The organism is Ensifer sp. SL37 (assembly GCF_026672675.1).
Lineage (GTDB): Bacteria > Pseudomonadota > Alphaproteobacteria > Rhizobiales > Rhizobiaceae > Ensifer > Ensifer adhaerens.
Genome location: NZ_JAPPRN010000006.1, coordinates 1,892,104 through 1,914,422, shown reverse-complemented (window position 1 = coordinate 1,914,422; position 22,319 = coordinate 1,892,104). Strand labels below are relative to the sequence as shown.

The 22,319-nt window shown below is 63.1% G+C and carries 20 protein-coding genes; 8 read left to right on the top strand and 12 right to left on the bottom strand.

Annotated elements, in window-relative coordinates; all coding sequences use genetic code 11:
* Positions 1-96: 96 nt before the first annotated feature.
* Positions 97-498 carry a winged helix-turn-helix domain-containing protein gene (locus OVA00_RS21315; protein ID WP_060517635.1) on the bottom strand — a complete coding sequence of 134 codons (402 nt, stop codon included), beginning with the start codon at positions 496-498 and terminating at the stop codon, positions 97-99.
* A gap of 185 nt (positions 499-683) precedes the next feature.
* Here OVA00_RS21315 and OVA00_RS21310 point away from each other — a divergent pair, with 185 nt between their 5' ends.
* The 6 genes from OVA00_RS21310 (at position 684) to OVA00_RS21285 (ending at position 8,702) form a co-directional block, all read left to right on the top strand.
* The gene (locus OVA00_RS21310; RefSeq protein WP_268089589.1) at positions 684-2,015 is read left to right on the top strand and encodes an NAD(P)/FAD-dependent oxidoreductase; all 1,332 of its coding nucleotides are present in this window, start codon (positions 684-686) and stop codon (positions 2,013-2,015) included.
* A 420-nt stretch (positions 2,016-2,435) separates the two neighbouring features.
* Positions 2,436-3,668: a 3-methyl-2-oxobutanoate dehydrogenase (2-methylpropanoyl-transferring) subunit alpha gene (locus OVA00_RS21305; RefSeq protein ID WP_034787158.1), complete on the top strand. Its 1,233-nt coding sequence runs from the start codon at positions 2,436-2,438 to the stop codon at positions 3,666-3,668.
* A 1-nt stretch (position 3,669) separates the two neighbouring features.
* Positions 3,670-4,683, top strand: coding sequence for an alpha-ketoacid dehydrogenase subunit beta (locus OVA00_RS21300; protein WP_034787163.1), 1,014 nt, complete (start codon positions 3,670-3,672; stop codon positions 4,681-4,683).
* Position 4,684: 1 nt separating this feature from the next.
* Entirely contained in the window at positions 4,685-5,983 is a 1,299-nt protein-coding gene (locus OVA00_RS21295; RefSeq protein WP_034787169.1) for a dihydrolipoamide acetyltransferase family protein, read from the top strand.
* Between the two features lie 7 nt (positions 5,984-5,990).
* Entirely contained in the window at positions 5,991-7,385 is a 1,395-nt protein-coding gene (lpdA, locus tag OVA00_RS21290) for a dihydrolipoyl dehydrogenase (protein WP_113187293.1), read from the top strand.
* A 135-nt stretch (positions 7,386-7,520) separates the two neighbouring features.
* A complete protein-coding gene (locus OVA00_RS21285) occupies positions 7,521-8,702 on the top strand; it encodes an acetyl-CoA C-acyltransferase (protein ID WP_268089588.1) in 1,182 nt (393 codons plus the stop codon).
* A 99-nt stretch (positions 8,703-8,801) separates the two neighbouring features.
* Here the strand turns inward: OVA00_RS21285 and purU are convergent, their stop codons facing one another.
* The 5 genes from purU to hmgA all read right to left on the bottom strand — a co-directional run bounded on the left by purU (position 8,802) and on the right by hmgA (position 13,872).
* Entirely contained in the window at positions 8,802-9,686 is an 885-nt protein-coding gene (gene purU, locus OVA00_RS21280) for a formyltetrahydrofolate deformylase (protein WP_034787183.1), read from the bottom strand.
* A 198-nt stretch (positions 9,687-9,884) separates the two neighbouring features.
* Positions 9,885-10,523, bottom strand: a complete 639-nt coding sequence (gene maiA, locus OVA00_RS21275; protein ID WP_268089587.1) for a maleylacetoacetate isomerase — start codon at positions 10,521-10,523, stop codon at positions 9,885-9,887.
* A gap of 20 nt (positions 10,524-10,543) precedes the next feature.
* Positions 10,544-11,569 (bottom strand): fumarylacetoacetate hydrolase family protein, encoded by a 1,026-nt coding sequence (locus OVA00_RS21270; RefSeq protein WP_034787188.1) that lies wholly within the window; start codon positions 11,567-11,569, stop codon positions 10,544-10,546.
* A 69-nt stretch (positions 11,570-11,638) separates the two neighbouring features.
* Positions 11,639-12,508 carry an MBL fold metallo-hydrolase gene (locus tag OVA00_RS21265; protein WP_268089586.1) on the bottom strand — a complete coding sequence of 290 codons (870 nt, stop codon included), beginning with the start codon at positions 12,506-12,508 and terminating at the stop codon, positions 11,639-11,641.
* Positions 12,505-13,872 (bottom strand): homogentisate 1,2-dioxygenase, encoded by a 1,368-nt coding sequence (gene hmgA / locus OVA00_RS21260; protein WP_112976346.1) that lies wholly within the window; start codon positions 13,870-13,872, stop codon positions 12,505-12,507. The genes OVA00_RS21265 and hmgA overlap by 4 nt, the downstream gene beginning before the upstream one ends.
* A gap of 176 nt (positions 13,873-14,048) precedes the next feature.
* On the opposite strand from hmgA, the gene OVA00_RS21255 reads away from it, so the two are divergent.
* On the top strand, positions 14,049-14,513 hold the full coding sequence (locus OVA00_RS21255) for a MarR family winged helix-turn-helix transcriptional regulator (protein ID WP_060604581.1): 465 nt from the start codon (positions 14,049-14,051) through the stop codon (positions 14,511-14,513).
* A gap of 4 nt (positions 14,514-14,517) precedes the next feature.
* On the opposite strand, the gene OVA00_RS21250 is transcribed toward OVA00_RS21255, so the two are convergent.
* Positions 14,518-14,997, bottom strand: a complete 480-nt coding sequence (locus OVA00_RS21250; protein ID WP_034787199.1) for an Lrp/AsnC family transcriptional regulator — start codon at positions 14,995-14,997, stop codon at positions 14,518-14,520.
* 131 nt (positions 14,998-15,128) lie between these two features.
* Here OVA00_RS21250 and hppD point away from each other — a divergent pair, with 131 nt between their 5' ends.
* Entirely contained in the window at positions 15,129-16,241 is a 1,113-nt protein-coding gene (gene hppD, locus OVA00_RS21245) for a 4-hydroxyphenylpyruvate dioxygenase (protein ID WP_268089585.1), read from the top strand.
* A gap of 147 nt (positions 16,242-16,388) precedes the next feature.
* Here the strand turns inward: hppD and OVA00_RS21240 are convergent, their stop codons facing one another.
* Genes OVA00_RS21240 through OVA00_RS21220 form a run of 5 tightly spaced genes read right to left on the bottom strand, consistent with a single transcriptional unit; the run spans position 16,389 to position 21,921 of the window.
* Positions 16,389-17,345, bottom strand: a complete 957-nt coding sequence (locus tag OVA00_RS21240; RefSeq protein ID WP_060517455.1) for a glycoside hydrolase family 26 protein — start codon at positions 17,343-17,345, stop codon at positions 16,389-16,391.
* Positions 17,346-17,368: 23 nt separating this feature from the next.
* Positions 17,369-17,884: a DUF995 domain-containing protein gene (locus OVA00_RS21235; RefSeq protein ID WP_034787207.1), complete on the bottom strand. Its 516-nt coding sequence runs from the start codon at positions 17,882-17,884 to the stop codon at positions 17,369-17,371.
* Between the two features lie 50 nt (positions 17,885-17,934).
* Positions 17,935-19,899: a glycosyltransferase family 2 protein gene (locus OVA00_RS21230; protein ID WP_268089584.1), complete on the bottom strand. Its 1,965-nt coding sequence runs from the start codon at positions 19,897-19,899 to the stop codon at positions 17,935-17,937.
* Positions 19,896-20,879: a UDP-glucose 4-epimerase GalE gene (gene galE / locus OVA00_RS21225; protein WP_034787210.1), complete on the bottom strand. Its 984-nt coding sequence runs from the start codon at positions 20,877-20,879 to the stop codon at positions 19,896-19,898. Before galE ends, OVA00_RS21230 begins: the two co-directional genes overlap by 4 nt.
* Before the next feature lies 1 nt (position 20,880).
* The gene (locus OVA00_RS21220; protein WP_082566281.1) at positions 20,881-21,921 is read right to left on the bottom strand and encodes a UDP-glucuronic acid decarboxylase family protein; all 1,041 of its coding nucleotides are present in this window, start codon (positions 21,919-21,921) and stop codon (positions 20,881-20,883) included.
* Positions 21,922-22,319: the final 398 nt, after the last annotated feature.

Here is a 22,319-nt window from a genome sequence, read left to right as displayed (position 1 = left end):
TGTCGCATGAAAACGCATTCGCGCGCCAGGCTCTAAGCTCTTGTTTTTATGCATGTCGTTGCCGCGATACCGCTGCACACTTTTGCGCGACATGCATTAGGCCTTTTTGGAAACAGCCTCGGCCGTATCGAACGCTGGTGTATCGCTGCTCCGAACGGATTCGAGCCAGGCCAAATCCTCGCCGATCGCAAGGCGTGCCTTCTCCTCCATCTCGCGGTAGCGCCGGATAAGCTCTTCGCCGAACGGCGTCACCAGGGCTCCGCCACCCTGCTTGCCGCCGCGCTGTGATTCTACCGAAGGCTCGCTGAACATCCGGTTCAGGGCATCGACCAGCAGCCAGGCGCGGCGGTACGACATGTCCATCGCCCGGCCGGCGGCGGAGATGGAGCCGGTCTCGCGGATCAGTTCGAGCAAGAGGATCTTGCCGCGGCCGAGCCGGTCGGCGGGCGGAAAATCGATGCGCAGGACGGGGCGAAGATCGGGGCGGCTCTCACTCATGCGCGCGAGCATAGAAGCACGCGCAAAATTCCGAAAGACCGTCTCGCGGCGAACCGGACGGGTTGGCGATAAAAGATTGCCAACAACCGAGCGCCGGCCGACGACGGCCAGATTGCAGGTCTTGATCTCGCGGCGGCGGCATGCACCGATGACCGCGACACCTCCTGCCCGAAAGTGCCCTCCCCATGCCCGGTCCCACGCTCGATCCCATCGCCACAGACACCACCCTGCCCGCCAGGGCTGACGTCGTCATCGTCGGCGGCGGCATCATCGGCGTCAGCACCGCCCTCTTCCTTGCCGAACGCGGTATCGACGTCGTGCTCTGCGAGAAGGGTACGCCCGGCGCCGAGCAATCGAGCCGCAACTGGGGCTGGGTTCGGGTGATGGGCCGTGACGAGCGCGAAATCCCGCTGGCGATCGAGGCGCTGAAGATCTGGGACACGCTCGACGCGCGCATCAATGGCGAGACCGGCTTTCGCCGCAGCGGCATCCTCTATGTCTCCGAGAATGAGCGCGACATCGCCAATCGCGACGCCTGGCTTGCCATGGCCCGACCCTACGGCGTCGACAGCGTGCAACTCAGTTCCGACACGACAGAGGCGATGATGCCGGGCGCCGCCATCCGCTACCAAGGCGGGCTCTTCACGCCGAGCGACGGCCGGGCAGAACCGCAGAAGGCGGTGCCCGCGATTGTCGCCGGTGCACGCCGCGCCGGTGCCCGTATCCTGACGGGCTGCGCCGTGCGCGGGGTCGAAAAGGCAGCGGGCCGGATCTCCGCCGTCGTCACCGAGAGAGGCCGCATCGAGACGTCGACCGTCATCGTCGCCGGCGGCGCCTGGTCCAGGCTCTTTCTCAAAAGCCTCGGCATCCGGCTGCCGCAGCTGAAGGTGCGGAATACGGTGTTGAGAACCGGGCCGGTCTCCGGCGGTCCGGAAGGGGCCGGCGCAACCGCGACCTATGCCTATCGCAAGCGCCTCGATGGCGGTTACACGATTGCCGACGGTGCCGCCAACCTGCACGCGGTCGTGCCCGACAGCTTCGCATTCTTCCGCGATTTCCAGCCGGCGCGAAAGGCGGAGGGCGATGCCGTGCAGGTGGGCATCAACGCCCAGAGCTGGAACGAATTGTTCGAGATCGGCACCGTCCCGCTCGACCGGCCCGGCGCCTTCGAGCGCCACCGCGTGCTCGATCCCAATCCGGATTCGCGGCGCGCCCTGCGGGCCCTCGACGCCGCCGGCAGGGCCTTGCCATTCCTGCGCAAAACCAAGGTGCAACAGATATGGGGAGGACTGATCGATGTGATGCCCGATGCCGTCCCCGTCATCTCACCCGCCGAAACCGTTCCGGGCCTCATTGTCGCGACGGGTTTTTCCGGCCACGGTTTTGGCATCGGGCCTGGCGCCGGACACCTCGTCGCCGACCTCGTAACGGGCGAGAAACCGATCGTCGATCCGACGCCATTCCGGCTCTCGCGCTTCCTCGATGGAACGCCGATCACCATCGTCCCGCCGGTCTGAACGCTACCGCCGACGGATCGCCGCGAAAGAAAATTACCGGCAACGACCGGCAGGAAGGTGAACGACACAACGCGTGGGCGCACTCCCGGCAGGATTCTATCTTTCTTCGCCTGCCCCTGCCCCGCAACACGGAAAGACCTTCATAAGCCCCGGAACTCGTGGCAGTCTGTGAGCATTCCCGTCGGGAGAGCGGGGGCTTTTAGGAGGAGTCTGTGCAGACCTTGGGCGGAGGAGCCTTGCCGGTCACATTGCACGTCCTCGTACACCTCAGGCCCATCGTTATCCCGTCCCAGAGCATTTCCAGCGAGGGTCCTAGCGCCTTTGCGTCCGGAAATGCGTGAGAACAGAAATGAAGAGCGGTTCGACTCGAACCGATCTTGATTTGGTGCACTGCGCACTCCGGAGGAGGCCGGAAACCGCATGAGCGATCTCGATCGACTTAGCCTGCATGTCCCCGAACCCGCCGTTCGGCCCGGCGGCCAGCCGGATTTCTCCAACGTCAAGATCCCGAAGGCCGGCTCCGTGCCGCGCCCGGAGGTGGACGTCGCGCCGGAAGAGATGCGCGACCTCGCCTATTCGATCATCCGCGTCTTGAACCGCGACGGCGAAGCGGTCGGCCCCTGGGCCGGGCTGCTTTCGGATGACGAGTTGCTCTCCGGCCTCAGGCACATGATGCTGCTGCGCGCCTTCGATGCGCGCATGGTCATGGCCCAGCGCCAGGGCAAGACCTCCTTCTACATGCAGCATCTGGGCGAAGAGGCCGTCAGTTGCGCCTTCCGCAAGGCGTTGGTGAAGGGCGACATGAACTTCCCGACCTATCGACAGGCCGGTCTTCTGATCGCCGACGGCTATCCCATGGTCGAGATGATGAACCAGATCTTCTCGAACGAGAGCGACCCTCTGCGCGGCCGGCAGCTGCCGATCATGTATTCCTCCAAGGAGCATGGCTTCTTCACCATCTCCGGCAACCTCGCCACCCAATATGTGCAGGCGGTCGGCTGGGCGATGGCGTCGGCCATCAAGCGCGACACCAAGATCGCAGCCGCCTGGATCGGTGACGGCTCGACGGCGGAATCGGACTTCCACTCGGCGCTCGTCTTTGCCTCCACCTACAAGGCGCCCGTTATCCTCAACATCGTCAACAATCAGTGGGCGATCTCGACCTTCCAGGGCATCGCCCGCGGCGGCTCCGGCACCTTTGCCGCCCGCGGCCTCGGCTTCGGCATTCCGGCCCTGCGCGTCGACGGCAACGACTATCTCGCCGTCTACGCCGTCGCCAAATGGGCGGCCGAGCGTGCAAGGCGCAATCTCGGCCCGACCCTGATCGAATACGTCACCTACCGCGTCGGCGCCCATTCGACCTCCGACGATCCGAGCGCCTATCGCCCGAAGACGGAATCCGAGGCCTGGCCGCTCGGCGACCCGGTCCTGAGATTGAAGAAGCACCTCATCCTTCGCGGCGCCTGGTCGGAAGAGCGTCATGCGCAGGCGGAAGCCGAGATCACCGACGAAGTGATCCAGGCCCAGAAACAGGCCGAGGGCCACGGCACGCTGCATGCCGGCGGCAAGCCGTCGGTGCGCGATATCTTCGAGGGCGTCTATGCCGAGATGCCGCCGCACATTCGCCGCCAGCGGCAGAAGGCAGGATACTGATATGGCCAGAATGACAATGATCGAAGCCGTGCGCAGCGCCATGGATGTCTCCATGGAACGCGACGACAATGTCGTCGTCTTCGGCGAGGACGTCGGCTATTTCGGCGGCGTCTTCCGTTGCACGCAAGGCCTCCAGGCGAAATACGGCAAGACCCGCTGTTTCGACGCGCCGATCAGCGAAAGCGGCATCGTCGGCACGGCGATCGGCATGGCCGCCTACGGGCTGAAGCCCTGCGTCGAGATCCAGTTCGCCGACTACATGTATCCGGCCTACGACCAGATCACCCAGGAAGCGGCCCGTATTCGTTACCGGTCCAACGGTGATTTCACCTGCCCGATCGTCCTGCGCATGCCGACCGGCGGCGGCATCTTCGGTGGCCAGACGCATAGTCAGAGCCCCGAAGCGCTTTTCACCCATGTCTGCGGCCTGAAAGTCGTCGTGCCCTCCAATCCCTACGACGCCAAGGGCCTGCTGATCGCCTCGATCGAGGATCCGGATCCGGTGATGTTCCTGGAACCGAAGCGGCTCTACAACGGCCCCTTCGACGGCCATCATGACCGGCCGGTCATTCCCTGGTCGAAACACGATCTCGGCGAGGTGCCGGAAGGCCACTACACCGTTCCGATCGGCAAGGCGGAAGTCCGCCGAGAGGGCTCCGCCGTCACCGTCGTCGCCTATGGCACCATGGTGCACGTGGCGCTCGCGGCTGCCGAGGAAACCGGCATCGACGCCGAGGTGATCGACCTGCGCAGTCTGCTGCCGCTCGACCTCGATACGATCGTCAAGTCGGTGGAAAAGACCGGGCGCTGCGTCGTCGTGCACGAAGCGACGCTGACGTCGGGCTTCGGCGGCGAAGTGGCCGCCCTCGTGCAGGAGCACTGCTTCTACCATCTCGAAGCGCCCGTCGTGCGCGTCGCCGGCTGGGACACGCCCTACCCGCACGCGCAGGAATGGGACTATTTCCCCGGCCCCGCGCGCGTCGGACGCGCGCTCGTCGAAGTGATGGAGGCCTGACATGGGCGAATTCGTAATCAAGATGCCCGATGTCGGCGAAGGCGTGGCCGAGGCTGAACTCGTCGAATGGCATGTGAAGCCCGGTGACCCCGTGCGCGAGGACATGGTGCTCGCCGCCGTGATGACCGACAAGGCGACCGTCGAAATCCCCTCGCCCGTCACCGGCACCGTGCTCTGGCTCGGCGCCGAGGTAGGCGACACCGTTGCGGTGAAGGCGCCGCTCGTGCGCATCGAAATATCAGGCGAAGGCGAAACGGCTGCTCCCGTGGAAGAGAAGCCTGTCGCGAAGGTGGAAGAAAAACCCGCAGTGAAGACTGAGGCGCCCGCGCCGGTCTCCAAGCCGGCCCAGCCCGCCAAGGTCGAGGTCAAGGCGCCGACCACGAACGGTGTCCACGCCAACGGCGCACATGCCGCTGGCGAACGATTGGAGAAGGCCCTTGCCTCGCCGGCGGTGCGCCTGCGCGCCAAGGAAAGCGGCGTCGATCTGCGCCAGGTGACCGGCACCGGTCCGGCTGGCCGCATCACCCATGATGACCTCGACCAGTTCATCGCCCGCGGCGCCCAGCCGGCGCTTGCGCCGGCCGGCCTGCAGCGCAAGACCGCCGTCGACGAGATCAAGGTAACCGGCCTTCGCCGTCGCATCGCCGAGAAGATGTCGCTTTCGACCTCGCGCATTCCCCACATCACCTATGTGGAAGAGGTCGACATGACGGCGCTCGAGGACCTGCGGACGACGATGAACCGCGACCGCAAACCCGACCAGCCGAAGCTGACCATCCTGCCCTATCTGATGCGCGCGCTCGTGCGCACCATTGCCGATCAACCCGCCGTCAATGCCACTTTCGACGACGGCGCCGGCATCATCAGCCGCCATCACGGCGTGCATATCGGCATCGCGACCCAGACCCCGGCCGGCCTCACCGTTCCGGTCGTGCGCCATGCCGAAGCCCGCGGCATCTGGGATTGTGCCAACGAGCTCAATCGCCTGGCGGACGCTGCCCGCACCGGCACGGCCACCCGCGACGAGCTCACCGGATCGACCATCACCATCTCTTCGCTCGGCGCGCTCGGCGGCATCGTCTCCACGCCGGTCATCAACCATCCGGAAGTCGCGATCATCGGCGTCAACAAGCTCGCCGTCCGCCCGGTCTGGGATGGCACGCAGTTCGTGCCGCGCAAGATCATGAACCTGTCCTCGAGCTTCGATCACCGCGTCATCGACGGCTGGGATGCGGCCGTCTTCGTGCAGCGGCTGAAGACCCTGCTCGAAACGCCGGCGCTTATTTTCGTGGAGGCCTGAGGCGATCATGAAGGAAATTTCCTGCAAGCTGCTCGTCATCGGCGCCGGCCCCGGCGGCTACATCTGCGCAATCCGCGCCGGCCAGCTCGGCATCGACACGGTCATCGTCGAAAAGGCGAAAGCCGGCGGCACCTGCCTCAATGTCGGCTGTATTCCCTCCAAGGCCCTCATCCACGCGGCGGAAGAGTTTCATAAGCTGCGCTCGGCCGCTTCCGGCCGCAGCCCGCTCGGTCTGTCGCTCGCCAACCCGACAATCGACCTTGCCCGCACCATCGCCTGGAAAGACGGCATCGTCGGACGGCTGAACGGCGGCGTCATCGGCCTTCTGAAGAAGGCGGGTGTCAAGGCGGTGATCGGCACCGCCCGTTTCGTCGACGGCAAGACCGTCGATGTCGAGACCGAGATCGGACTGCAGCGCATCCGCGCCGAGACGATCGTCATTGCCACCGGCTCGGCGCCGGTCGAGCTGCCCGACCTGCCTTTCCGCGGGTCGATCATTTCCTCGACCGAGGCCCTGTCGCTGAAAAGCGTGCCGAAGAGCATCGCCGTCATCGGCGGCGGTTACATCGGTCTCGAACTTGGCACCGCTTTCGCCAAGCTCGGCAGCCACGTGACCGTACTCGAAGCGCAGCCGCGCATTCTGCCGCTCTATGACGCCGATCTGACGAAACCGATCGCCAAGCGTCTCGGCGAACTCGGCATCGAGGTCTTCACCCAGACGGTCGCCAAGAGCTACTCCGCCGAAACCGGCAGCCTGCAAGCCGAACACAACGGTCGCGCAATCGATGTCGCCGCCGAAAAGGTGCTGGTCACCGTCGGCCGCAAACCCGTGACCGAGGGCGTCGGCCTTGAGGAAATCGACCTCGACCGCACTGGCCGCTTCATCCGCATCGACGACCAGTGCCGGACGTCCATGCGCGGCATCTATGCGATCGGCGACGTCACCGGCGAGCCGATGCTGGCGCACCGCGCCATGGCGCAGGGGGAAATGGTGGCGGAGATCGTCGCCGGTCACAAGCGCAGCTGGGACAAGCGCTGCATCCCGGCCGTCTGCTTCACCGATCCGGAGATCGTCACCGCAGGGCTGTCGCCCGACGAGGCGCGTGCGAGCGGCATCGAGATCAAGATCGGCCAGTTCCCCTTCCAGGCGAATGGCCGCGCCATGACGACGCTTGCCGAAGACGGTTTCGTTCGCATCGTCGCTCGCGCCGACAACCACCTGGTGCTCGGCATCCAGGCCGTCGGCCACGGCGTCTCGGAACTCTCGGCAAGCTTCAGCCTGGCGATCGAAATGGGCGCGCGCCTCGAAGACATCGCCGGCACGATCCATGCGCATCCGACGCAATCGGAAGCTTTCCAGGAGTCCGCGTTGAAGGCGCTCGGGCACGCGCTGCATATCTGACGTCGAGGGGCGGTTGGGGCAAAAGTGCCCCTCATCCGGCCTGCCGGCCACCTTCTCCCCGCCACGCGGGGAGAAGGACACACGCGGGGCACGCACTCGCGCCAACCATTGCCTTTTGCCGTATGGGAGAAAGACATGAGCAGAACTGACCCGATCGTCATCGTTTCGGCGGCCCGCACACCAATGGGCGCCTTTCAGGGCAGCCTCAAGGATTTGACCGCGCCGGAAATCGGCGCCATAGCGCTCAAAGCCGCACTCGATCGTGCCGGCCTTGATGCTGTCGACGAGGTGTTGATGGGCAATGTGCTGCCGGCCGGCATTGGCCAGAACCCGGCGCGCCAGGCAGCCCTTGGCGCCGGCCTCGGCAAGGAAACGCCGGCGACGACCATCTCCAAGGTCTGCGGCTCCGGCATGAAGGCGTTGATGCTTGGCCACGATGCTCTGCTGTCCGGTAGCGCGTCGGTGCTTGCGGTCGGCGGCATGGAGTCGATGACCAACGCGCCCTATCTGCTGCCGAAAGCGCGCGGCGGCTTCCGCCTGGGTCATGGCGAAGTCAAGGACCACATGTTCCTCGACGGCCTCGAAGACGCCTATTCCGGCCGGCTGATGGGCACCTATGCCGAGGACACGGCCGAGCACTATCAGTTCTCGCGCGCCGATCAGGACGGCTTTGCGCTGCGATCCCTGGAGCGCGCAACCCGCGCAACTGAGGATGGTTCCTTTGCCGCGGAAGTCGTGGCAGTCGCTGGCGCCGGCAAGCGCCAGACCGCCAATCTCGACCGCGACGAACAGCCGACCAAATCGGATCCGTCAAAGATCCCGAAGCTGAAACCCGCCTTCCGCGACGGCGGCAGCGTGACGGCCGCCAATTCGTCGTCGATATCAGACGGGGCAGCGGCGCTGATCCTGATGCGCGCCAGCGAAGCGGAAAAGCGTGGGCTGACCCCGCTTGCTATCGTCGCGGGCCATGCGGGCCACGCCCAGGAGCCGGCCTGGTTCACGACGGCCCCGATTGGCGCAATCGACAAGCTGCTGGCAAGGCTCGCATGGGAGAAGGGCAGCGTCGGCCTCTACGAAATCAACGAGGCCTTCGCCGTGGTGGCGATGGCGGCGATCCGCGACCTCGGCCTGTCGGACGAGATCGTCAACATCAACGGCGGCGCCTGCGCGCTCGGCCATCCGATCGGAGCATCCGGCGCCCGCATCATCGTGACATTGCTTCACGCCATGCGCGCCAACGGCGTCAAGCGCGGCATCGCCTCGCTCTGCATCGGCGGCGGCGAGGCGACGGCGGTCGGGCTTGAGCTGTTGCAATAGCGTAGCGCGTTCCGGTCGCCTCGCGCTCCAACCTACGAGAAACGTCGCCGATCGAACCGGCGGCGTTTCTCGTTTTCAGCATGCGATTTGCCTGACGCCTCACCCCATACGCTCGGAAGCATAGGAGCCCGGGCTCGGCGGGAAGACGACGACACGGTTGCCGTTGATGAAGCAACGGTTGTGGATATGGGCGTGCACGGCGCGCGCCAGCACCTGGCTTTCCACGTCGCGGCCGATCGAGACATAGTCTTCGGCGCTCTGGGCGTGGGTGATGCGGGCGATGTCCTGCTCGATGATCGGGCCTTCGTCGAGGTCGGCGGTGACGTAGTGCGCCGTCGCGCCGATCAGCTTCACGCCGCGCTCATAGGCCTGCTTGTAGGGGTTGGCGCCCTTGAACGACGGCAGGAAGGAGTGATGGATGTTGATGATGCGGCCCGACATCTTCTTGCAGAGCGCGTCGGACAGGACCTGCATGTAGCGGGCAAGCACGATCAGTTCGGCGCCGGTCTGGTCGACCAGTTCCAGCAGCTGGGCTTCCGCCTTCGGCTTGTTCTCCTTCGTCACCTTGATGCAGTGGAACGGGATATCGTGGTTGACCACCACCTTCTGGTAGTCGAAGTGGTTGGAGACGACACCGACGATATCGATCGGCAGTGCGCCGATCTTCCAGCGATAGAGCAGGTCGTTGAGGCAATGGCCGAAACGCGACACCATGAGCAGCACCTTCATGCGCTCCTCGCTGTCGCGGATCTCGGCGTTCATGTCGAAGCGCTTCACCACCGCTTCGAAACCTGCCTTCAACTCGTCGAGTTTTGCGCCTTCCTGGCTGATAAAGCTGAGACGCATGAAGAACAGGCCGGTTTCGAGGTCATCGAACTGCGAACTGTCGGAGATATAACAGCCCTTTTCGGCGAGATAGCCGGTGATCGCGGCGACGATGCCACGGGTGGTCTTGCAGCTGACGTTCAGCACATAGCTTTTCATCGGTATGTCTCTCGCTCCAGAGGTTTTTCCGGCCCCCCTTATACGGCCAGTCATACAAAAACTAGCGCGGCCTTTTCGCCGCCGTCGATCCATTCGCGACATTCGCTTGACGGAACCGGCCAGAGAAGGCGGCCCGCAGGATGCGGGCGCGCCCGAAGGTGCAAGGAGAAGGGATCAAGCGGGAAGCCGCGTGGCCCCTCAGCGCGGCGTGCGGTCCGGGTGCGCGCGGGCGAAAGCCTCGATCTCCGCGCAGTTCTGGTCGATCGCGACCAGCCGCGGACAGGCCGAAAGATCGACGTCCCATCGGCGGGCATTGTAGACCTGCGGCACAAGGCAGAAATCCGCCATGGTCGGCATGTTGCCATGGCAGAAGCGCCCGGTCGCGGAATGGTCGAGCAACCGTTCGAAGGCGGCAAGCCCCTCGCCGATGAACTTGCGCATCCAGTTGCGCCGCGCCGCCTCGCTGTCCTCGGCATTGGCCATGACGTGGGACACGACGCTGAGATTGCAGACGGGGTGGATGTCCATGGCGATCGCATAGGACAGGCTGCGCACCCGCTGACGACCGATGGCGTCTTCCGGCAGGAAGCCGGAGGTCGCCCGGGTCTCGGCGAGGTACTCGATGATGGCGAGCGATTGCGTGAAGCGCTCGCCATCGATCTCAAGGACAGGCACGAGCCCTTGCGGGTTGCGGACCAGATGCTCCGGCGCTTTGTGTGCCTTGGCAAGCAGGTCGACCGGCACAGAACGATAGCTTTCACCGAGGCTGTTGAGCGCGATGCGCACCCGATAGCTCGCCGACGAACGCCAGTAGTCGTAAAGGACGGTCTCGCTCATGCCTTGCCCGTTCGTGTCAGTCAGCCGTTTGCGACTGTGTTGTAAGCTTCGACGGTCTGCTCGATAGCTCCGAAGATGGAATGACCGGTTTTGTCCTTCATCTCGATGCGCACGACGTCGCCGACCCTCAGGAACTGGGTTTTCGGCGCACCGCCGGCGATCGTCTCGATCATCCGGAGTTCAGCGATGCAGGAATAGCCGGCACCGCCTTCCGCAACGGGCTTGCCCGGTCCGCCGTCGAGCTTGTTGGAAACGGTGCCCGAACCGATGATCGTGCCGGCGGAAAGCGGCCGGGTCTTGGCCGCATGCGCGACCAGCTGCGCAAAATCGAAGGTCATGTCGATGCCGGCATTGGCGCGGCCGAAGGGTTTGCCGTTGAGGTCGACTTGGAGCGGCAGGTGCAGCTTGCCGCCGTCCCAGGCGTCGCCCAGTTCATCCGGCGAAACGGCAACCGGCGAAAAGGCCGACGACGGCTTTGACTGGAAGAAACCAAAACCCTTGGCAAGCTCGGCCGGGATCAACCCGCGCAGCGACACGTCGTTGACGAGCATGACGAGCTGGATCGCCGCCCGTGCCTCGTCGATGGTCGCACCCATCGGCACGTCGTCGACGATGACGGCGACCTCGCCCTCCATGTCGACGCCAAAGGTCTCGTCGGCAAGCGGGATCGGATCGCGCGGCGCGATGAAGCTGTCAGAGCCGCCCTGGTACATCAAGGGATCGGTCCAGAAGCTTGAAGGCATCTCGGCATTGCGGGCCTTGCGCACCAGCTCGACGTGATTGACGTAGGCCGAGCCGTCAGCCCATTGGTAAGCGCGCGGCAACGGCGACAGCGCATCATGTTCATGGAAGCGGATCGTCGGCTGCGAACCGGTCTCGATCCCTTCGGCGACGCGCGCAAGCCGAGGGCCCGCATGCGCCCAGTCGTCGAGCGCTGCCTGCAGCGTGCGGGCGATGTGCCCGACCTCCGAGCAGCGGGTAAGATCGCGGGAGACGACCACGAGCTTTCCGTCGCGCGTACTGTCCTTGAGTGTCGCCAGTTTCATGCAGTCCTCCCTCTCAAACTTCTCATTGTTCCAGACCGAAGACCGCTTCGCGGCCGTCGCGGAGTTTCTTTACGCGGACGAATCGTCCGCAATCTTCACAACAAGGCCGTCGGTGGCGATCGTCAAGGCGCCCGCCCAGTTTTTGCGAGCCGCCGCAATCCAGTGGGCCTCAGATATCTCGGGGTCGTCGGCGGGGATGAGGTGATGCAGCACCAACCGGCCGACGCCGGCAGCCGCCGCGATCGCCGCCGCCTGTTCGGCGAAACTGTGGCTCGCCAGCAGATGCTCCTTCAGCCGCGCGCCATTGCCGGTGCGCGCCACCAGCCGGTCGACGCCTTCGGCGAGCATCGCCTCATGCACGAGGATGTCAGCTCCTTTGGCGAAATCAGCAAGCGGCGGGAAATAGACCGTATCGGACGAGAACACGACCGAGCCTTCCGCATCTTCGAACCGAAGCGCAAAGCAATCGGTCACCGGCGGATGGTCGACGCGCAGCGCCGAGAGCGTCAGGCCGTTCTCGGAGAAGATCTCGCCTTCCGAAAACTCGATGACCTCGACCAGCATCCGCAGGTCGGGCCGGCCCTCATCGACGATACGGATCTCGATGTCGAAGGCCATCGATTGCAGGAAGCCCTGCCAATAGGCGCGAGTGCCTGTGGGTCCGTAGACGCGTACCGGCTGCGACAACCCCGCGGTCCAGGCCGTGTGAATGAGCGGCCCGAGTTCCAGCACATGATCCGAATGCAGATGGGTAATGACGATCAGGTCCAGCGTCTTCAGCGCCACACCGGCATCGGTCAGTCCGCGCGTGACGCCAAGGCCGCAATCGACGACAACAGTCCGGCCGCCGATTTGAAGCAGAGACGACGTCGGCCACGGGCCGCCCGGCCGGATCGCCGGACCGCCCTTGCTGCCGAGCAAAACCAGGCGTGAACTCAAGACCAATCGCCTTCCGGCGTCCCGTTGAACCGCTTCTTGAGATCCGTCCAGCAGTCGATGTAATTGTCCTGCAACGTCTCCAGTTCGGCGGCGTAGCGGGTCAGTTGCTGCGGGAAGCGGGTCTCGAACATGAAGGCCATCGTATGGTCGAGCTTCACCGGTTTCAACTCGCTATTCGTCGCTTTGTCGTAGCCCGACGCATCGGGCCCATGCGCCAGCATCATGTTGTGCAAGCTCATGCCGCCAGGCACGAAGCCCTCTTCCTTTGCGTCGTAGCGACCGTAGATCAGCCCCATGAATTCGCTCATGATGTTGCGGTGGTACCAGGGCGGACGGAAAGTGTGTTCAGCCACCAGCCAGCGCGGCGGGAAGATTACGAAATCGATATTCGCCGTGCCCTCTTCGCCCGAGGGCGCCGTCAGCACCGTGAAGATCGACGGATCCGGATGGTCAAAGAGGATCGCGCCAACAGGCGAATAGGTCTTGAGGTCGTATTTGTAGGGCGCGTAGTTGCCATGCCAGGCGATGACGTCGAGCGGCGAATGGCCGATCTCGGTTACGTGGAAACCGCCGCACCACTTCACATGCACGCGGCAGGGCGTCTCCTTCTCCTCGAAGGCGGCGACCGGCGTCTTGAAATCGCGCGGATTGGCCAGGCAGTTTGCGCCGATCGGACCGCGATCCGGCAGCGTGAACTTGGCGCCGTAGTTTTCGCAAATATAGCCGCGCCAGACCTTCTCGTCGCCAAGCCGCGTCACCTTGAACATGGTGCCGCGCGGCACGATGCAGATCTCGGAGGGTTCGACGTCCATCTTGCCGAGCTCGGTGAACACCTGGATCGCGCCCATTTCCGGAACGATCAGCAGCTCGCCGTCGGCATTGAAGAAATAGTCGTCCACCATGTCGGCGTTGAAGGCATAGGCATGCGCTGCCATGCCCGAATGCGTCGGCGCATCGCCCGCCGTCGTCATCGTGCGGATGCCCTGCAGGAAGTTCAGCTTTTCCGTCGGCTCCGGCAGCGGATTCCAGCGCAACTGGCCAAGCGCCAGGGAATGCTCGGCGACGTGCGGCGCCGTCTTCCAATGCGGATAGTCGATTTTGTTGAAACGTCCGGTGTGGCGAACGCTCGGGCGGATGCGATAAAGCCAGGACCGCTCGTTGGTGCCGCGCGGCGCGGTAAAGGGGGAGCCCGAAAGCTGCTCGGCATAGAGGCCATAGGCACATTTCTGCGGGCTGTTCTGCCCTTGCGGCAGGGCGCCCGGCAGGCTCTCGGTCTCGAAATCATTGCCGAAGCCGGGCATGTAGCCAAGCGCTTCGTTGGCCTTGGCCTGTGTCCCGGCCTGTTTTCCTGCCTTGTCCAGCATCGTCGATCCTCCTCCTCATGGCACCCTGCTTCGGCTTCGCGAAGCGACCTGTTCACAGGTCCGGCGCAATTCCAAATACCGCGGCGGCGGCCTTTTCCCAGGGTGGACGCAGGCGTCGCCTTCGGCATATTAGTTGCAATCGTAACTATCGATTTTGTAACTATCAAGGATGCCCGATGGCCGCCGATGGCTTCGAACTCAATGCCTTCCTGCCCTATCGGCTGAACCGCGCCGCGGAATTCGTCGCGCTGCGCTTTGCCGCCCAGTACAAGGCGCGCTACCAGCTCACGCGCCCGGAATGGCGCACTCTGGCCGCCCTCGGCAGCACAAGCCGCCCGATGACGGCCACCGAAGTCGGCGCGCACTCGGCCATGCACAAGACCAAGGTCAGCCGCGCCGTCGCCTTGCTCGAAAAACGCCGCTGGCTGACTCGGCGCGAAGACGAAAACGACCGCCGCATCGAACATCTGGAACTGACGAAGACCGGCATCCGGGCCTATGGCGAATTGACGGAGCTCGCCGTCCGCTATCAGGCGGAACTCGACACGCTGATCGGGCCGGCCGGGATACAGGCGCTCGCCGTCGGGCTGGAAGCAGTGGAACGCGCTATCGGCAGGTTCGACCCTCCGCCCTCTGCCTGAGGCTTCAGCCCTTCATCCGCTCGGGGATCGGCACGCCCTCGAAGCTCTTTAACGTTTCAAGCACGATCGACGTCTTCACATGCTGCACGCTGTCGTGCGGCAGAAGCACGTCATTGACGAAGCGCGACAGCCCCGCAAGATCCGGCGTCACCACCCGCATGTGGTAGTCCATCTCGCCGGTGAGCGCATAGGCCTCCAGCACCTCCGGCAGGCCGGAAATGAGCTTGCCGAAGCGCTTGGCATTGTCGCGATTGTGGGTGGCTAGCGTGACCGAGATCACCACCATCAGATCGAGGCCGAGCTTCTGCCGGTCGATCTGTGCCTGGTAGCCGGTGATGTAGCCTTCCGCTTCAAGCCGGGTGCGCCGGCGCGAACATTGCGATGGCGAAAGCGCGATGCGTTCCGACAGTTCGTTGTTGGTCAGATGCCCGTCACGCTGCAATTCGCTGAGGATCTTGAGATCGAACCCGTCAAGCTGCTCCATTCGTGCATCCTAATACGCAATTTTGCATGTTTCGTGCGCCATTCTGTCTAAACCGCGCAAGAATACAAGCATCATGCATGGGAATTGCGTCATACTCCAGCAAAGTTTGGAAGAATAAGAGGAGACTTCCGATGGGCCCCTTCCCGCATGACGCCCCGCCGGCAACGATTACCGCTGACAATCCCGCCGGCACCGACGGCTTCGAGTTCGTCGAATTCGCCCATCCGGAACCGGAAAAGCTGGCCGAGCTCTTTATTCGCATGGGCTACAGCCCGGTCGCCAAACACAGAAGCAAGAACATCACCGTCTGGCGCCAGGGCGACATCAATTACATCCTGAACGCCGAGCCTGGCTCGCACGCCATGCGCTTCGTCGACGAACACGGCCCCTGCGCCCCGTCGATGGCCTGGCGCGTCGTCGATGCCAAGCACGCCTTCGAGCATGCAGTCTCGAAGGGCGCCATCCCTTACGAAGGCAAGGACAAGTGTCTCGATGTCCCGGCGATCGTCGGCATCGGCGGTTCGCTGCTCTATTTCGTTGAGACTTACGGTGCCAAGGGCTCGGCCTACGAGGCCGAATTCGAGTGGACCGGGGAGCGCAATCCGAAGCCCGAGGGTGTCGGCTTCTATTATCTCGACCACCTGACCCACAACGTCTATCGCGGCAATATGGACAAGTGGTGGGCCTTCTACCGCGAACTCTTCAACTTCACGCAGATCCACTTCTTCGACATCGACGGCCGCATCACCGGCCTCGTCAGCCGCGCGATCACCTCGCCCTGCGGCAAGATCCGTATCCCCTTGAACGAGTCCAAGGACGATACGAGCCAGATCGAGGAGTATCTGCGCAAGTACAAGGGCGAAGGCATCCAGCACATCGCCGTCGGCACCGAAGGCATCTACGATGCCACCGACAAGCTGTCGGACAATGGCCTGAAGTTCATGCCGGGCCCGCCGGAGACCTACTACGACATGTCTCACGACCGTGTGCACGGCCATGATGAGCCGATCGACAGGATGAAGAAGCACGGCATCCTCATCGACGGCGAAGGTGTCGTGAACGGTGGCATGACAAAGATCCTCTTGCAGATCTTCTCGAAAACCGTAATCGGCCCGATCTTCTTCGAGTTCATCCAGCGCAAGGGCGACGAGGGTTTCGGCGAGGGCAACTTCCGCGCTCTGTTCGAATCGATCGAAGCCGACCAGATCCGTCGCGGCGAACTGGGTCCGCAGGCGGCCGAGTAAGTCAGGTCCGGCATCGGCCGGACGGCACCGCCCAATCAAATCAGCCTCTCGCCTCAAGCGAGGGGCTTTTTACTTTGGAGACCTGAGCCAGCCGCGCCCAGTGTACCCCCCAACGTGCCCCAAGAGGGGCACGCATCGGCGAAAGCCTCAGTTCGTGGCGTCGTTGACCACCCGCCAGTTTGGCCGACCAAGGTCGTGCGGCCAATCGATGACGTCGCGGTCGTTGAAGTAGACGACCTCGGCGAGATTGGGGAACTGCGAATCCGCTTGCGTCGCGGCGTTCATCCAGGGCTGCATATAGGCTTGGCTGCCTTCCCATCCGAGCTCGGCCACCCATATCGGCTTGTTGTATTTGGCGACCAGATCGTAGCCGGGTTTCAGTGCCTCGGTGAAGGTCTTCGGCGCGCCGTATTCGATCTTGTCAAACGGTTCGAGCCCGAAGACCGAGAGGCCGACGAGATCGACGTAGTCATCGCCCGGATAGTAGTCGACCAGGTTCGGCAGCCCCTTGGGCGACCACATGATCTGCGCTTTTGGCGCTTTCGCCCGCACGATGTCCATCGCGTGCCGGTAGGCCTTGATCCAGTCCTGGGGCTCCCAGCCGGCCCAGGAGAAACGCCCGGACGTATCTTCCATTTCCTGGCCCCAGCGCACGATGACTGGGCTCTTCAGCCCGGCAATCGTGTTGGCGATTGCTTCCATGTTGGCGTCATACTCACCTCTGAGCATGCGGTCGCGAAGCTGCGTCGGCGTCAGTTTCCAATCCAGCGACCAGGACCAGGGCTCGATGGTGATCAGCAGGTTGCGATTGCGCTGGAGCGCGTACTCGTCGGCGACCTGCAGGGAAGCGAGGTCCACGTCTTCCCAAGGCAGGAACAGGGCCTCGGTCGAGACATCGCTCTGGGCGCCGAAATCGCCATGCGGATCATAGGCCCCGAACTTCGTTCCGCCCGGGTGAATGACCGGACGTTTATCGCTCATCGTCTGTTCTGCACTGGTCGCAGGATTGGCTTTCTCCTGCGCCAACGCGGATACCAAGCTTGCACTGAGATCCAGCTGGAGAGCCAGAGCCGTGCATAGCGCGAATGCCAATTTGCGTTTCATTTCATCCTCCTGCAGCAGAACGTCTATTTCTTGGCCAGGAACTGTTCCTTCAGCCGGAGTGCCTTGGCCGTGATGTTGTCGTGGGCGACGAAGCGTTTGTACTCGTCACCGGCGCGGGGCTTGGCATGGCTGAAGACGTACCACTTCCCGTTGGGCACCTTGCGTTGATAGACCGTGTCGCCGATCCGGGCGTGACCGAAGCAGCTCCGGGCGTTGCCGGCATTGGCCGAGGTCGTCCAGGTGGCCTGCATGCACATCATGCCGAGGTCGCTGACGTACCAGTTGCCTTCGGCAAAGGAACGATCGCCCTTGCCCTTGTCGACGAACGCCACGAGCTTGCGCCCGTGGGCTTCGAACCGGGCACCGCCTGTCGACCACTCCCAGGTCTTGTTGCGGTAGAGCGAGTAGACCTCATAGGCGCTGAGCGGCTTTGGCTTGACTTCCATCTTCGCCTTGACCGGCTCGGCGCCGAAATAGACCGCGGCCGCTGCCAAAGGCACCAGCAGCGGGAGAGCTATGACTTTCAACGACCCTTTCATTGCATTTCTCCTCGCATTGGAGACCACACACACTCGACTGCTTGCCGTCGTCATGACGGCACATGAAACCGACCGACCTTCCTGGTCGTTATCGTTTCCCTGTTACTTTGCTGGAAGACATTCGATGCACTGATTTCGCCGCGCGCCTGCCCGTCGGATGGCTGTGAAAACCCTCTCCATTTCAGGCGGAAGCGAACGGTTTTGAGATTGGTGCCGCTGCCGGCACCGGCGACCGTGTATCTCGTTTCGGTGAAGCTCACGAACTGCAGGCCGTGCGACAGCGCCTGGGTTGCCTCGGCCCCATGGCGCACGGCCGATTGAGCCGAGAGCACCGAGACCAGCACCAGGCACCCGGCCGTCGCCGCCGTCATCGTCGACCGCGGGATCAGGGCCAACCGGTTTTCGCGTGCGTGGCAAATGAGGATCACCGCCACCAGCCCCGCATAGATGAGCGCGTTGATGCCGGCGAAGACATAAAACCCGCGCGCCGTGCCGGCATCGGAGATACCCCAGGCGACCAGAGCCGATGCCAAGGCGAGCACCAGATAGGGCATCAGCACCCGCAGCGGCAAAGGCGCGGCGGCACCGCCACCCTTCGGCGTGATGCGGAAGTCGACGAAGGAACCCGTCAGATGATCGCGCACCGCCGCAAGGCAACCGAGCAGCGACCAGGGCCAGCGTGCAAACAGGAACAGCGTGCCTTCCCAGCTCAGGACGCGTGCGTCATAGGGCCGGAACGTGCCCGTCGAGCGCCAGAAATAGGCAAGCGCGATCAGCATCAACGAGAGCGGCGCGAAATGCAGCAGAAATTCCGGATAGGTGACGGCGACGAAGGTCCGACCGGAGACGAGCGCCACGATCGGCATCAGGAACATCAGCGCCATGAACGACGAAAACAGGGGATACCAGAGCTGCGAAAACAGGAACTGGAACTTCAGCCGCGGCGACAGCTTCGGCACGTAGACCGGCGAGTATTTCAACAGGATCGTGACGAGGCTTCGCGACCATTGAAATTCTTGAACCACGAGATCGGCGAAATTGGCCGGTCCGTCGCCATGGGCGATCGCGTTCAGCGCATGCACGCCGCGCCAGCCATGGGTATTCATGATCAGCGTTGTCGAATGGTCTTCGGCAAGTTCGGGCCCAAGCCCGCCAATCTGCTTCAGGGCCTTGGTCCGAACGGCATAGTGCGAACCGATGCACAGCGGCGCCCAGCCGTTGTTGTAGCCGGCCTGCAGCGAGCCGTGCATGCTGGCCTCCGCGTGGAGCCTCCCGCGCGCTGCCCAGCTGGTGGCGGCGTTGGCATCGCAGATGCTCGGCGCCGAGACATAACCGACCGACGGGTCGTTGAACGGGCGCAGCACCTCGACGAGATAGGTGGTTTCCGGCACATGATCGGCATCGAACTGGGCGACGAAATCGTAGCGCTCGTAGCCATAGTGATCGTAGAAATAGGCGAGGTTTCCCTCCTTGCACCGGGTCCGGCGCGGCCAGGAAGAGCGATGGTAGTCTGCGACGCCCTTTCGCGTGGAGATCATCACCCCGCGCGCCGCGCACCAGGCAATCGTGTCCGGTGACGGATCTTCGTCGGCGAGCCACACGTCGAATTCGCAGCCGGTCTGGTCGAGCATGGCGAGCAGCGTCTTGCGCACCACCGAAAAGGGTTCCGAAGGCGCCTTGGTCACCACCATCGCGACCCGCCCCTGCGGCACCGGGCCGGCGCTTGCCGCCATAACCTTCGCGCCGGAAAAGATCACGATGAAATAGACCGGCAGCAGCGTGATCCATCCGACGACCACCGTGATCAGCACATAGGACGGCCAGTCGACGACGTGGGCAGGATCAAGCCACCACTGCCAGAAATACAGGAGGGCGCCAAACCATGTGGCAATGCCGAGGACATGGAGCAGTCGCAGCCGGCCCGAAAACAGGGCGGCGGGCGCCGAAGCGGCCTTCCGGCTCTGCCGGAAGGCGATCGTCTCATCCGGTTTCGCGGTTTCCAGCGACCAGTTCATGAGCGCACCTCCAGGCCGAAGCTCGGCGCGGCCGTCGCGATGATCGTGTCGATGTCCGAAAGCTGCGGACGGAAACCCAGCCTCTGGCGCGCCCAGTTCGTGTCGGCATAGAGAACCGGCGGGTCGCCGGGCCGGCGCGGCAGCATCTGCACCGGAACCGGCCGACCGGTGACCCGGTCGATGGCCGACAGCACCTGCCGGACCGACGTCCCATGGCCAGAACCGAGATTGGCGTGCAACACCTCGCCGCCGTCGCGCAGATAGTTCACCGCCGCCACATGCGCGTCGGCAAGATCGGTCACGTGGATGTAGTCGCGGATGCAGGTGCCATCCGGTGTCGCATAGTCGTCGCCGAAGACATCGAGCCTGTCGATCCGCCCGGCCGCCGCCATCAGCGCACGGGGAATGAGATGCGTTTCCGGATCGTGTTTTTCCGTCAGCTGCCCTTCCGGATCGGCGCCGGCCGCATTGAAGTAGCGCAGCGCCACCGAGCGGATGCCGTAGGCGCGGGCATAGTCGCCAAGCATCAGTTCGATCATCAGCTTGGTGCGGCCGTAGGGATTGATCGGCAGCTGAACCATGTCCTCGGTAATCGGCAGCTGCGGCGGGATACCGTAGGTGGCGCACGAGCTGGAAAAGACGATGCGTCCAAGTCCGGTCGCCCGGCAGGCTTCCAGAAGCGCGATGCTGCCGGCGACATTGTTTGTGTAGTATTTTCCCGGATCCTCGACCGATTCCCCGACATAGGCGGATGCGGCAAAGTGGATGAGGCATTCGGGCGAATGGGTCCGGATTGCCGCCGCCAGTCGTTCCTTGTCCTCGATCGCCCCCTCCACGAGGGGGCCCCATTTCACGTTGGCTCGATGCCCCGTCGAGAGATTGTCGTAGACGACGGGAACGATGCCCTGCTCAGCCAGACGCTTGCAGGTGTGGCTGCCTATGAAGCCGGCTCCGCCGGTGACCAGTGCGACGCGAGACATGTCATACCGCCTCTCCGGCCACTGCGCGACCGGCCGCACTGAGGCGCTCGTCGAAATGGGCGATCGTGCGCTCGAGGCCTTCGCGCAGCATCACCTTCGGCTCCCATGCGAGCTCACCACGCGCCTGGGTGATATCGGGTCGCCGCTGGCGAGGATCGTCGGTGGCCGCCGCCAGATGCACGATGCGCGAGCGCGAGCCCGTCATCGAAAGCACCATTCGCGCGAGCTCGAGAACCGTGAACTCTCCGGGATTGCCGAGATTGATCGGCCCGGTGCACGGGTCGGCCGAGACCGAAAGGCGGAGGAAACCGTCGATCAGGTCGTCGACATAGCAGAAGGACCGGGTCTGGTGCCCGTCACCATAGATCGTCAGGTCCTTGCCCTGGAGGGCCTGGACGACGAAGTTGGATATCACCCGCCCGTCGTCGGGACGCATGCGCGGACCGTAGGTGTTGAAGATACGCGCGACCTTGATCTTCACGCCGTAAGTCCGGTGGTAGTCAAAGAACAGCGTCTCGGCCGACCGTTTGCCTTCGTCATAGCAGGCTCGCGGCCCGATCGTGTTGACGTTGCCGAAATAGGTTTCCCGCTGCGGACTGGTCAGCGGATCGCCATAGACTTCCGAAGTCGAGGACTGGATGACGGTGGCGCCAGTGGCCTTGGCGTTTTCGAGCGCATGCAGCGCGCCGAGAACATTCGTCATCAATGTCCCGACCGGGTCCGCCTGATAGTCCGGTGGTGACGCGGGGGAGGCAAAGTTGAAGATGACATCGGCATCGATCAGGTAGGGCTTTCGAACGTCGTGATCGATGATGTGGAGATGGGGGTCCTGCGCCAGATGAGAGAGATTTTCGCGCCGGCCGGTCGAAAAGTTGTCAAGACAGATGACCGTATGACCCAGGGAAATAAGTCTTTCGCAAATATGAGATCCGAGAAAACCACTTCCACCCGTTACTAGTATTCTCTTCGGTATTCCTGCGATCTTCTTAAGAAACTCCCGCTGTCCGACCACGGACAGCGGTCCCGTGACGACCTTTCGCATGCGCACCTCCAATTATTAAACTCACCATTTTCGTTGGTGATTTGGAGACGGGATGCGAGCGCAATAGATAATAAAAATATTCTCTTTATTACAACGACACGCACAACCCGACAAAAAATAAACTATTCAATTTCAATCAATATTTTTTAGATTCTCAATTTCAATATTAGCTAATTATCAAATACGAACCGTCCAGTCAATATGTATGGAATTTATTTCCAGTAAATAATCCGAAATTACAACAAATTACTATTGACATAATCATATGTGATTACATCTCAGCCAATCCAGGCCAAAAGTAACGAAATATTTACCAGTATATTCTAGGGTAATTTTCGGTGTGATCTTTCGAGCTTTCACGCACCTGTCGAGGAGACATGCCACAGCGGGACCGCCCG

What these genes read in the sequence shown, in the direction of transcription:
- OVA00_RS21315 (WP_060517635.1), bottom strand. Translation starts at nt 498, where the DNA reads ATGAGTGAGAGCCGCCCCGATCTTCGCCCCGTCCTGCGCATCGATTTT.
- OVA00_RS21310 (WP_268089589.1), top strand. Translation starts at nt 684, where the DNA reads ATGCCCGGTCCCACGCTCGATCCCATCGCCACAGACACCACCCTGCCC.
- OVA00_RS21305 (WP_034787158.1), top strand. Translation starts at nt 2,436, where the DNA reads ATGAGCGATCTCGATCGACTTAGCCTGCATGTCCCCGAACCCGCCGTT.
- OVA00_RS21300 (WP_034787163.1), top strand. Translation starts at nt 3,670, where the DNA reads ATGGCCAGAATGACAATGATCGAAGCCGTGCGCAGCGCCATGGATGTC.
- OVA00_RS21295 (WP_034787169.1), top strand. Translation starts at nt 4,685, where the DNA reads ATGGGCGAATTCGTAATCAAGATGCCCGATGTCGGCGAAGGCGTGGCC.
- lpdA (WP_113187293.1), top strand. Translation starts at nt 5,991, where the DNA reads ATGAAGGAAATTTCCTGCAAGCTGCTCGTCATCGGCGCCGGCCCCGGC.
- OVA00_RS21285 (WP_268089588.1), top strand. Translation starts at nt 7,521, where the DNA reads ATGAGCAGAACTGACCCGATCGTCATCGTTTCGGCGGCCCGCACACCA.
- purU (WP_034787183.1), bottom strand. Translation starts at nt 9,686, where the DNA reads ATGAAAAGCTATGTGCTGAACGTCAGCTGCAAGACCACCCGTGGCATC.
- maiA (WP_268089587.1), bottom strand. Translation starts at nt 10,523, where the DNA reads ATGAGCGAGACCGTCCTTTACGACTACTGGCGTTCGTCGGCGAGCTAT.
- OVA00_RS21270 (WP_034787188.1), bottom strand. Translation starts at nt 11,569, where the DNA reads ATGAAACTGGCGACACTCAAGGACAGTACGCGCGACGGAAAGCTCGTG.
- hmgA (WP_112976346.1), bottom strand. Translation starts at nt 13,872, where the DNA reads ATGCTGGACAAGGCAGGAAAACAGGCCGGGACACAGGCCAAGGCCAAC.
- OVA00_RS21255 (WP_060604581.1), top strand. Translation starts at nt 14,049, where the DNA reads ATGGCCGCCGATGGCTTCGAACTCAATGCCTTCCTGCCCTATCGGCTG.
- OVA00_RS21250 (WP_034787199.1), bottom strand. Translation starts at nt 14,997, where the DNA reads ATGGAGCAGCTTGACGGGTTCGATCTCAAGATCCTCAGCGAATTGCAG.
- hppD (WP_268089585.1), top strand. Translation starts at nt 15,129, where the DNA reads ATGGGCCCCTTCCCGCATGACGCCCCGCCGGCAACGATTACCGCTGAC.
- OVA00_RS21240 (WP_060517455.1), bottom strand. Translation starts at nt 17,345, where the DNA reads ATGAAACGCAAATTGGCATTCGCGCTATGCACGGCTCTGGCTCTCCAG.
- OVA00_RS21235 (WP_034787207.1), bottom strand. Translation starts at nt 17,884, where the DNA reads ATGAAAGGGTCGTTGAAAGTCATAGCTCTCCCGCTGCTGGTGCCTTTG.
- OVA00_RS21230 (WP_268089584.1), bottom strand. Translation starts at nt 19,899, where the DNA reads ATGAACTGGTCGCTGGAAACCGCGAAACCGGATGAGACGATCGCCTTC.
- galE (WP_034787210.1), bottom strand. Translation starts at nt 20,879, where the DNA reads ATGTCTCGCGTCGCACTGGTCACCGGCGGAGCCGGCTTCATAGGCAGC.
- OVA00_RS21220 (WP_082566281.1), bottom strand. Translation starts at nt 21,921, where the DNA reads ATGCGAAAGGTCGTCACGGGACCGCTGTCCGTGGTCGGACAGCGGGAG.